This is a genomic window from Actinosynnema sp. NPDC023658, assembly GCF_040639995.1.
GTDB lineage: Bacteria > Actinomycetota > Actinomycetes > Mycobacteriales > Pseudonocardiaceae > Actinosynnema.
Genome location: NZ_JBFAAX010000042.1, coordinates 17,354 through 28,177 on the forward strand (window position 1 = coordinate 17,354; position 10,824 = coordinate 28,177).

The 10,824-nt window shown below is 70.9% G+C and carries 10 protein-coding genes and 1 pseudogene; all 11 read left to right on the forward strand.

What is annotated here, in order from left to right; all coding sequences use genetic code 11:
* Positions 1-264 precede the first annotated feature (264 nt).
* On the forward strand, positions 265-1,353 hold the full coding sequence (locus AB0G02_RS08450) for an ATP-binding cassette domain-containing protein (protein WP_360791310.1): 1,089 nt from the start codon (positions 265-267) through the stop codon (positions 1,351-1,353).
* 50 nt (positions 1,354-1,403) lie between these two features.
* Positions 1,404-2,135, forward strand: a complete 732-nt coding sequence (locus AB0G02_RS08455; RefSeq protein WP_360791331.1) for an ABC transporter permease — start codon at positions 1,404-1,406, stop codon at positions 2,133-2,135.
* Between the two features lies 1 nt (position 2,136).
* Positions 2,137-2,976, forward strand: coding sequence for an ABC transporter permease (locus tag AB0G02_RS08460; RefSeq protein WP_360791313.1), 840 nt, complete (start codon positions 2,137-2,139; stop codon positions 2,974-2,976).
* A complete protein-coding gene (locus AB0G02_RS08465) occupies positions 2,973-4,313 on the forward strand; it encodes an MCE family protein (RefSeq protein ID WP_360791316.1) in 1,341 nt (446 codons plus the stop codon). The genes AB0G02_RS08460 and AB0G02_RS08465 overlap by 4 nt, the downstream gene beginning before the upstream one ends.
* The gene (locus AB0G02_RS08470; protein WP_360791319.1) at positions 4,310-5,338 is read left to right on the forward strand and encodes an MlaD family protein; all 1,029 of its coding nucleotides are present in this window, start codon (positions 4,310-4,312) and stop codon (positions 5,336-5,338) included. The genes AB0G02_RS08465 and AB0G02_RS08470 overlap by 4 nt, the downstream gene beginning before the upstream one ends.
* On the forward strand, positions 5,335-6,393 hold the full coding sequence (locus tag AB0G02_RS08475) for an MCE family protein (protein ID WP_360791322.1): 1,059 nt from the start codon (positions 5,335-5,337) through the stop codon (positions 6,391-6,393). The genes AB0G02_RS08470 and AB0G02_RS08475 overlap by 4 nt, the downstream gene beginning before the upstream one ends.
* Positions 6,393-7,562 carry an MCE family protein gene (locus AB0G02_RS08480; RefSeq protein WP_360791323.1) on the forward strand — a complete coding sequence of 390 codons (1,170 nt, stop codon included), beginning with the start codon at positions 6,393-6,395 and terminating at the stop codon, positions 7,560-7,562. Before AB0G02_RS08475 ends, AB0G02_RS08480 begins: the two co-directional genes overlap by 1 nt.
* A gap of 2 nt (positions 7,563-7,564) precedes the next feature.
* A complete protein-coding gene (locus tag AB0G02_RS08485; RefSeq protein WP_360791334.1) occupies positions 7,565-8,728 on the forward strand; it encodes an MCE family protein in 1,164 nt (387 codons plus the stop codon).
* Complete coding sequence (locus AB0G02_RS08490) at positions 8,725-9,957, forward strand: MlaD family protein (protein ID WP_360791326.1); 1,233 nt, start codon at positions 8,725-8,727, stop codon at positions 9,955-9,957. Before AB0G02_RS08485 ends, AB0G02_RS08490 begins: the two co-directional genes overlap by 4 nt.
* 15 nt (positions 9,958-9,972) lie before the next feature.
* On the forward strand, positions 9,973-10,485 hold the full coding sequence (locus tag AB0G02_RS08495) for a nuclear transport factor 2 family protein (protein WP_360791329.1): 513 nt from the start codon (positions 9,973-9,975) through the stop codon (positions 10,483-10,485).
* Between the two features lie 9 nt (positions 10,486-10,494).
* Positions 10,495-10,824 (forward strand): annotated as a pseudogene (locus AB0G02_RS08500) (hypothetical protein); the annotation flags it as partial.

Below are 10,824 nucleotides of genomic sequence, written 5' to 3' on the forward strand. Positions count from 1 at the left end.
GCACGCCGCCCGCGGCGCTCTGCGCGTAGTCCGGCCGGCCGCCGACGACCAGGCTGGTCGGCCGGCGATCTTGACCGCCTCGACGGGCTTGGCCCACGATCGGGTGCCGGCGCGGAGGGTGACGGCATGAGGCTGCTCACACCGTTACCCATCCGAGACCGCCTTAACCCAACTGGTGAGTAACCACGACGGGGCGGCCTCGTTGCACCGGTATGACGCCGGCCTGTCCGGCGTCGGGGAACGGGCCGTTGACCAGGAGGTGCGATGGGCGTCGAGGTGGTCGTCGAGGGCCTGACCAAGTCCTTCGGCAAGCAGACCATCTGGCGGGACGTCACGCTCACCCTCCCGCCGGGCGAGGTCAGCGTGATGCTCGGACCGTCGGGCACGGGCAAGTCGGTGTTCCTGAAGTCGCTGGTCGGCCTGCTGAAACCGGAGCAGGGCAAGATCGTCATCAACGGCGTGGACCTGGTCCGCTGCTCCGAGCACAAGCTCTACGAGATCCGGAAGCTGTTCGGCGTCCTGTTCCAGGACGGCGCGCTGTTCGGCTCGATGAACCTCTTCGACAACGTCGCCTTCCCGCTGCGCGAGCACACCCGCAAGACCGAGGCCGAGGTCCGGCGCATCGTGCTGGAGAAGATGGAGATGGTCGGCCTCGTCGGCGCGGAGAAGAAGCTCCCCGGCGAGATCTCCGGCGGCATGCGCAAGCGCGCCGGCCTGGCCCGCGCCCTCGTGCTGGACCCCGAGATCATCCTGTGCGACGAGCCGGACTCGGGCCTCGACCCGGTCCGCACGGCCTACCTGAGCCAGCTGCTGATCGACCTGAACTCGCAGATCGACGCGACGATCCTGATCGTCACGCACAACATCACGGTGGCCCGTACGGTCCCGGACAACCTCGGCATGCTGTTCCGTCGCGAACTGGTCATGTTCGGCCCCCGCGAGGTGCTGCTGACCAGCGACGAACCGGTCGTCGAGCAGTTCCTCAACGGCCGCCGCATCGGACCGATCGGCATGTCGGAGGAGAAGGACCAGGCCACGATGGCCGCCGAGCTCGCGCACCGCGACGCCGGTCACGCCGACGGCCCGCCCGACGAGGACGTGCGCGGCGTGGTGCCGCAGCTGGAGCCGACGCCCGGCCTGCCGCCGCGCGGCGCGGTGCGGCGGCGCAAGGACCGGGTGATGAGCATCCTGCACACGCTGCCGCCCGAGGCGCAGCAGGGGATCATCGAGAGCCTCACCCCCGAGGAACGTGCCCACTACCGGGTGATGGCGGACGCCGCCGACCGGACCGGCCCGATCTCGGCCGACCCGATCACGCCGAGTCCGTGGCCCCGGCAGGGGGGCGTGCTGTGAGCGCGCCCGCGGCGTTCCCCGGCGTGGGGGCGCTGCGCGAGACGGGGCGGATGTTCGCCCTGGGCATCGACGTGGTCCGCAACACGTTCCGCCGCCCGTTCCAGCTGCGGGAGTTCATCCAGCAGTGCTGGTTCGTGGTGAGCGTGACGGTGCTGCCGACGGCCCTGGTGTCGATCCCGTTCGGCGCGGTGATCGCGTTGCAGATCGGCTCGCTGACCCGGCAGATCGGCGCGCAGTCGTTCACCGGCGCGGCGAGCGTGCTGGCGATCATCCAGCAGGCCAGCCCGATCGTGACGGCGCTGCTCATCGCGGGCGCGGGCGGTTCAGCGATCTGCGCCGACCTCGGCTCGCGCACGATCCGCGAGGAGATCGACGCCATGGAGGTGCTGGGCGTCTCCGCGATCCAGCGCCTGGTCGTGCCGCGCGTGCTGGCCGCGATGCTGGTGAGCGTGCTGCTCAACGGCATGGTCAGCGTCGTCGGCGTGATGGGCGGCTACTTCTTCAACGTGATCCTGCAGGACGGCACGCCCGGCGCGTACCTGGCGAGCTTCAGCGCCCTCGCGCAGCTGCCGGACCTGTGGATCTCCGAGATCAAGGCGTTGATCTTCGGGTTCATCGCGGGCATCGTCGCCGCCTACCGGGGGCTCAACCCGGCGGGTGGTCCGAAGGGCGTTGGCGACGCGGTCAACCAGGCCGTGGTCATCACGTTCCTGCTGCTGTTCTTCGTGAACTTCGTCCTCACCACGATCTACCTCCAGGTCGTCCCGGCGAAGGGGAGCTGAGATGGCCCCGATGAACGACCGGTTCCGCAAGGCGGCGAACGCGCCGCTGAGCGTGCTGGACACCTTCGGCGACCAGCTGTGGTTCTACATCCGCGCGCTGTGCTGGACGCCGCGCACGCTGACCCGCTACCTGCGCGAGACGCTGCGGCTGCTGGCCGAGGTGAGCTTCGGGTCGGGCGCGCTGGCCGTCATCGGCGGCACGATCGGCGTGATGGTCGGCCTGTCGGTGTTCACCGGCACGGTCGTGGGCCTGCAGGGCTTCACCGCGCTGAACCAGATCGGCACGTCGGCGTTCGCGGGCTTCGTGTCCGCGTACTTCAACACCCGCGAGATCGCGCCGCTGGTGGCGGGCCTGGCCCTGAGCGCCACCGTGGGCTCGGGCTTCACCGCGCAGCTGGGCGCGATGCGGATCTCCGAGGAGATCGACGCGCTGGAGGTCATGGGCATCCCCAGCCTGCCGTTCCTGGTCACCACGCGGATCATCGCGGGCTTCGTCGCGATCATCCCGCTGTACGTGATCGGCCTGCTCACCTCGTACCTGGCGGCCCGGCTGATCACGGTCGAGTTCTACGGGCAGTCGGCGGGCACCTACGACCACTACTTCAACCTGTTCCTACCCCCGATCGACGTGCTCTGGTCGTTCGGCAAGGTGCTCGTCTTCGCCGTGGTGATCATCCTGACGCACTGCTACTACGGCTACCGCGCCAGCGGCGGCCCGGCGGGCGTCGGTGTCGCGGTCGGCCGCGCGGTGCGCACCGCGATCGTCACGACGAGCCTGCTCGACTTCTTCCTGAGCATGGCCATCTGGGGCACCACGACGACGGTGAGGATCGCGGGATGACGGCCGACGGGCTGAAGCGCCGGTCCCTGGGCGTCGTGTTCATCGTCGTCATCGCCCTGTTCCTGTGGTTCACCGTGGCGATGTACAACCACGCGTTCACCGAGGTCGTGAAGGTGACGCTGAAGACCGACCGGGTCGGCAACCAGCTGCTGATCGACTCCGACGTCAAGGTCCGCGGCATGGTCGTCGGCCAGGTGCAGACCATCCGGACCTCGGGCGACGGCGCGGAGCTCGACCTCGCGCTCGACCCCGAGCAGGTCCGGCACATCCCGGCCAACGTCTCCGCCCGGCTGCTGCCGAAGACCCTGTTCGGGGAGCGGTACGTGAACCTGGTGGTGCCGTCGGACGCGGACGCGCCGCTGGCCGAGGGCGACGTCATCGAGCAGGACCGCTCCAGCAGCGCCATCGAGCTGGAACGCGTCCTCGACGACCTGATGCCGGTGCTCCAGGCGGTGCAGCCGGAGAAGCTGTCCACCACGCTGACCGCGATGTCGCAGGCGTTGGAGAACCGCGGCAAGCCGCTGGGCGAGACGCTGGTGCAGCTCGACGCCTACCTGGGTGAGTTCAACCCCCAGCTGCCCCGGCTCAAGGAGGGCATCAGCCGCCTCGCGGACGTCTCGAACGTCTACGCGGACGCCGCCCCCGACCTGGTGCAGGCGCTGTCCGACGCCACCGTCACCAGCCGCACGCTGGTCGAGCAGCGGGACAACCTGCTGGCGATGTACGGCACGCTGACCACCACGGCGCTCGACCTGAACAGCTTCCTCGCGGTGAACAAGAACAACCTGATCCGGCTGGCCGACGTGAGCGAGCCGACGCTGGAGCTGCTGGCGAAGTACGCGCCCGAGTACCCGTGCCTGCTCAAGGGCCTCTCCGAGTTCAAGCCGATCATGGACCAGGTGTTCGGCAAGGGCACGGACGAGCCCGGCCTGCACATCACGCTGGAGATCACCGCCAACCGCGGCAAGTACGAGCCGGGCAAGGACGACCCGGAGTACGCCGACAAGCGCGGCCCGCGCTGCTACGACATCGTGCCGCGGCCGGACCCGTTCCCCCAGTACCCGCCGGAGGGCCCGGTCAAGGACGGCTCGACGTCGCCGCCCGCCGGGCGCGTGGCCTCCGACGGCGTGCTGCCGCCCGACGCCGGGGTGATCAAGTCCGGCACGACGTCGCCGTCGTCGTTCGGCGGCGTGCCGACGCTGGCGAACTCGCCGCAGGAGCAGGACTTCCTGGCCGCGCTGCTCGCGCCGCAGTTCGGGATGACCGAGCGGGAGATGCCGAGCTTCACCGCGCTGCTGCTCGGCCCCCTGTACCGGGGCGCGGAGGTGACGGCATGAGGTCCCTGGCCGCACCGCTGGTCAAGCTGGCCGTGTTCGCCGCGATCACGATCCTGGCGACGACGTTGCTCGCGGTGACCATCTCGAACGTCAACTTCGCCGGCGCGACCTCCTACACCGCCCGGTTCACCGACGTGACGGCGCTCAACGAGGGCGACGACATCCGGATCGCGGGCGTGCGGGTCGGCCAGGTCGACGACATCCGGGTGGTCGACCGGCGGCTGGCCGAGGTGGAGTTCTCGCTGGAGGGCGACCGGACGCTGCCCGCGTCGGTCACCGCGACGATCAAGTACCGCAACCTCGTCGGCCAGCGGTACATCTCGCTGGAGCAGGGTGCCGGTGACGCGTCCGCGCTCGCCCCGGGCGCCGTCATCCCGCTGGAGCGCACCAAGCCGGCGCTCGACCTGACCGTGCTGTTCAACGGCTTCAAGCCGCTGTTCCAGGCGTTGAACCCGGACGACGTCAACCAGCTGTCCGGCGAGATCATCAAGGTGCTCCAGGGCGAGGGCGGCACGATCGACGGCCTGCTGCGCCACACCGCGTCGCTGACGTCCTCGCTGGCGAGCCGCGACCAGGTGATCGGTGAGGTCATCACCAACCTCAACGCCGTGCTGGACACCGTCAACTCGCGCTCCGAGCAGGTGTCCACGCTGGTCACGACGTTGCAGGAGCTGACGACGGGCCTGGCGGGCGACCGGCAGCCGATCGGTGACGCGATCAGCGCCATGGGCGAGCTGACCACGACGACCGCCGACCTGCTCGACCAGGCGCGGCAGCCGTTGAAGGACGACATCGCGAACCTGGGCCTGGTGTCGCAGACGTTGGCGGACAACGAGGCGGTCGTGGAGGGCGTCCTCCAGCGCCTGCCGACCAAGATCGAGGCGATGTCGCGGACCGCGTCCTACGGGTCGTGGTTCAACTTCTTCCTGTGCGAGGGCACCGGCCAGGTCGCCGTGCCGCCGATCATCACGAAGCCGATCCCGATCACGGCCCTGCCGGTCACCCAGCCGAGGTGTCGCCGATGAAGACCAGACGCAACCCGGTGACCGTCGGCGCGGTGAGCCTCACCGTGATCGCGCTGCTGCTGCTCGCCGCCTTCAACTCCGACGACCTGCCGATCATCGGCGGCGGCACGACCTACTCGGCCGAGTTCACCGAGGCCGCGGGCCTGGTCCCGGCCAACGAGGTGCGGGTGGCCGGCGTCAAGGTCGGCAAGGTGACGAAGGTCGAGCTCGACGGCGACAAGGTGAGGGTGTCGTTCCGGGTGCGCGACGCCTGGGTGGGCGACCGCACGACCGCCGTGATCCGGATCAAGACCCTGCTCGGGCAGAAGTTCCTGGCGCTGGACCCGCAGGGGTCGCAGCCGCTGGACCCGGGCGTGCCGATCCCGCGTGAGCGCACCCTGTCGCCGTACGACGTGCAGGAGGCGTTCAACGGCCTGGCGTCCACGGTCGAGCAGATCGACACCAAGCAGCTCGCGGACAGCTTCGGGGTGCTCTCCGAGACCTTCCAGGGTTCGGCCGAGAGCGTGCGCGGCGCGTTGGACGGCCTGTCGGCGCTGTCGAAGACGATCTCGTCGCGCGACGAGCAGCTGGCGCAGCTGCTGGCCAACACCAACCAGATCACCAAGACCCTGTCCGACCGCAACGAGCAGTTCGAGAAGCTGCTCGCGGACGGCAACCTGCTGCTGGAGGAGCTGCGCAAGCGGCGGGCCGCGATCGGGGCCCTGCTCACCGGCACCCGTCAGCTGTCCGCGCAGCTGTCCGGCCTGGTCGCGGACAACTCCGCCCAGCTGCGGCCCGCGCTGGAGCAGCTGGACCGGGTCACCACGATGTTGCAGCGCAACCAGGACTCGCTCGACCGCAGCCTCGCGCTGATGGGTCCGTTCTTCCGGGTGTTCGCCAACACGCTGGGCAACGGCCGCTGGTTCGACGTCTACATCTGCGGCCTGCTGCCACCGTCGGTGAACCTCGGCGTGGTCGGCTTCAACGAAGAGGGCTGCCTCCCGCCGGGCGTGCAGCGGCAACCCCCCAACGGCGCCGCTCCGGCCGTGTCCGATCCCGCCGGGGAGGGGAACTGATGGCGACGACGAGAGCAGGCCGTGACCTGGCCCGCGCGGTGGCGATCGCGTGCGTGCTGGCGCTGGTGGTCGCGGGGGCGCTGTGGTGGGTGTTCGAGGGCGCCAACAGCCGCCGGTTGACCGCGCTGTTCGGCGCGGCCGTCGGCGTCTACCCGGGCTCGGACGTGCGGGTGCTCGGCGTCCGGATCGGCACCATCGACGAGGTCGAGCCGCAGGGCGAGCTGGTGAGGGTCGTGATGTCGGTCGACCGCTCCGTGCAGGTCCCCGCGGACGCGCAGGCGGTCGTGGTCGCGCCCAGCGTGGTCAGCGACCGGTACGTGCAGCTCGCCCCCGCCTACACCGGCGGCGAGGCGATGGGCGACGACGCGACCATCCCGCGCGAGCGCACCGCCACCCCGGTCGAGCTGGACGAGCTGTACGCGAGCCTGAACGAGCTGACCACCGCGCTCGGCCCGAACGGGGCGAACAAGGAGGGCGCGCTGTCGGACCTGCTCGACTCGGCGGCCGGCAACCTCCAGGGCAACGGCCAGGCGCTCGGTGACACCATCAAGCAGCTCGGTGACGCCACCCGCACGCTGTCCGGCTCGAAGGACGACCTGTTCGGCACCGTGGACAACCTGCAGAAGTTCACCGGCATGCTGGCCGCGAACGACAGCCAGGTGCGCGACCTGAACCGGCAGCTGGCCGACGTCGCCGGGTTCCTCGCGGACGAGCGGGAGAACCTGGGCGGCGCGCTGAACGAGCTGGCCACCGCGCTCGGCCAGGTGCAGGGCTTCATCCAGGACAACCGGGCCGCGCTCAAGTCCAACGTGGACAAGCTCGCCGGCATCACGCAGGTCCTCGTGGACCAGCGCGCGTCGCTGGCCGAGGCGCTGGACGTCGGGCCGCTGGCCCTGGGCAACCTCCAGAACGCCTACAACGCGGCCTCCGGCACGCTCGACACCAGGGCGGACCTGAACGAGCTGAACCAGCCGCCGATCGTGCTGGTCTGCAAGCTGATCCAGGGCATCGAGCCGGGACGGGTGCCGGGCGCGCTGTCCGAGACGTGCCGTCAGCTGGAACCCCTGCTCACCGGCGCGGTGCCGCTGAAGACGCCCGCGGAAGTGCTGACCGACCTGTCCCAGGGCAAGCTGCCGCTGCCCCTGCCGCTCGCGGGGGTGCCCCGGTGAGGATTGTGCGAACCGGTGCGCTCGTGGCGGGCGCGGTGGCGTTGACGGTCCTGGCCGGGTGCGGCTCGGGCGGCTTCGACGGCGTCTACAACATGCCGCTGCCCGGCGGCGCGGACGTCGGGGACCGGCCGTACGCGGTGAAGGTGCAGTTCCGGGACGTGCTGGACCTGGTGCCGCAGGCGGGCGTGAAGGTCAACGACGTGCCCGTCGGGCGGGTCGACCGGATCGACCTGGGCGGGGACGGCTGGACCGCCGAGGTGACCGTGCTGGTCAACGGCGACGTGCGGCTGCCCGGCAACGCCGTCGCCCGGCTGCGCCAGTCCGCGCTGCTCGGTGAGAAGTACGTGGAGCTGGCCGGGCCCGCCGAGGGGCGCGAAGAAGGCGCCCTGGGCGACGGCTCGGTCATCCCGGTCGAGCGGACCAACCGCAACCCCGAGGTCGAAGAGGTCTTCGGCGCGCTGTCCATGCTGCTCAACGGCGGTGGCATCGCCCAGCTCCAGGACATCAGCCGGGAGCTGAACGCGGCCCTGGAGGGCAACGAGCCGCAGATCCGGTCGCTGCTGGACAACCTGAACCACCTGGTCGGTGACCTCGACTCGCACAAGGGCGAGATCACCCGCGCGCTGGACGGCCTCAACCGGCTCGGCGGCACGCTCAACGCCCAGCGCGACCAGATCACCGGCGTCCTGGACGGGCTGGAGCCGGGCCTGAAGGTGCTCAGCGAGCAGCGCACCCAGCTGGTGACGCTGCTGCAGTCGCTGGACGCGCTGTCCGACGTCGCGGTCGACACGGTGAACAGGTCCAAGGACGACGTCGTGGCGGACCTGAAGGCGTTGACGCCGACGTTGCAGAAGCTGGTCGAGTCGGGCACGAACCTGCCCAACGCCTTCGAGCTGCTGCTGACCTACCCGTTCCCGGACTCGGCGCTGGACTCCATCAAGGGCGACTACACGAACCTGTACGCCGACATCGACCTGGACCTCGGCTCGATCGTGGACAACCTGGGCCGGTCGCGGCAGTCGCCGCTGCCGTCCCTGGGCCTGCCCGGCATCGACGGCAACGCGCCGTCCCTGCCGCTGCCCCTGCCGAACCTGCCGCTGCCCGGCGTCGGGGGCACGTCGGGGCTGGGCGACCTGCTCGGCGGACTGCTCGGAGGTGGCCGGTGATCCCCGGTCGGATCAAGCTCCAGATCGGCGCGTTCGTGCTGATCGCACTGGTCGGCGTGAGCTACGTCGGCGCCCGGTACGTCGGGCTCGGCCGGCTGGTCGGCTCGTCCGGGTACGTGGTGACGATGCAGCTCGCGGACTCCGGCGGCGTGTTCACCAACGGCGAGGTCACCTACCGCGGCGTGGCCGTCGGCCGGGTCGGGCAGATGCGGTTGACCGCCGACGGGCTGGAGGTCGACCTCGACATCGACCCGGACGCGCCCGCCATCCCCGCCGACCTGGAGGCCGTGGTCGCCAACCGGTCCGCCGTCGGCGAGCAGTTCGTCGACCTGCGCCCGCGCGGCGAGGACGGGCCGTACCTGGAGGCCGGGTCGGTGATCCCCCGGTCCGCGACGAAGACCCCGCCGCCGGTGGACGACCTGCTGACCAACCTCGACGCGTTCGCGAAGTCGGTGCCGACGGACTCGCTGCGGACCGTGGTGGACGAGCTGGACCTGGCGTTCAACGGCACCGGGCCGGACCTGCAGGTGCTGCTGGACAACACGAGGTCGTTCACCCAGGCGGCGACCGACCACCTGCCGCAGACCAAGGCGTTGATCGACAGCGGGCTGGTCGTGCTGAACACGCAGGCCGCGCAGGGCGGCGCGATCAGGTCGTTCTCCGCCGACCTGAGGTCGCTGGCCGACCAGCTGAAGAACTCCGACGCCGACCTCCGCCGGCTCATCGGGGTGTCGCCGCAGGCCGCCGAGCAGGTGTCGGCGCTGCTGCGCGAGACCGGGCCGAACCTGGGCGTGGTGCTGGCCAACCTGCTGACCACCGGGAACATCCTGGTCACGCGGCTGGACGGGCTGGAGCAGATCGCCGTGACCTACCCGATCATCGTCGGCGGCGGGTTCACCGTGGCCAAGGGCGACGGCACGGGCGCGCACTTCGGGCTGGCCCTGAACGTGTTCGACCCGCCGCCGTGCACGGTCGGCTACGACAGCACCGCGATCCGGCAGGGCACCGACACCAGCCAGGCCGCCTTCAACACGCAGGCCTACTGCGCCCTGGCACCCGGTAGTGCCACCGGCGTGCGAGGTGCGCAGAACGCGCCTTACGGTGGCACCCCGGCCACGACGCCCACCGGTGACGCGACGTCGCAGCCGGGTCGGGAGCCGACCGCGGGTCAGGCCGCCGACGTGCCGCTGCTGACCAGCCTGGGGCAGTTGCTCGGTCTGCCGGGCTGAGGAGAGGGACTGGCGATGGACGTTCGACGGTGGGTGCTGCCGGTCGCGGCCGTGCTCGCGGTGCTGGCCGCCGGTTACGCGGTGTGGGCCGGCGTGTCGTGGTGGAGCGCGTCGGCCAACGACTCGGTGGCGTTCTCGCGGGAGCGGGAAGAGGTGCTGCGGGTCGGGCAGGTCGGCATCGCGAACTTCACCACCCTCGACTACAAGAAGGTCGACGAGGACCTGAACCGGTGGCTGGAGTCGTCCACCGGCGAGCTGCGCTCGGAGGTCGAGGAAGGCCGGGACACCCGCAAGAAGCAGATCCAGGACGCCAAGACGGTGACCGTGAGCCGGGTGCTCGACGCGGCCGTCACCGAGCTGGACTCGCGGGCCGGGAAGGCGCACCTGATCGCCGTCGTGGAGACCACCGTCACGCCGGAGGGCGGGCAGTCGGTGAAGAAGGTCAACCGGTACCAGACGGACCTGACCCGCACCGACGGCGGTTGGAAGCTCAGCGCGCTGGGGCCGGTCGCCGCCGGCGGCGCGTGAACCGAGGAGATGACGTCAGTGCCACCGTCCCGCCGCCGCCCCGTCCCAACCACGCCGACCACCCGGCCCCGCGTCGCCGGCCTGCGCAACCGCCCGGAGCAGGGCGCGACGCCCGCCGACGCCCCTGACGTCCGGCCCACCGACGCCGACGCCCGGGTCACCGACGCCCCGCCTGCCGCCGTCGAGCCTGCGGCCGAGCCCGTCACCTCCGAGCCCACCACCGCCGGGGCGACCGCCGCCCAGCGCACCACCGAGCCCACCGGCAGCGAGCCCGCCGACGCCGGGGCCGACACCGCCGAGCCCGTCGACGAGTCGGCGGAACCCGGGTCGGACGACGCC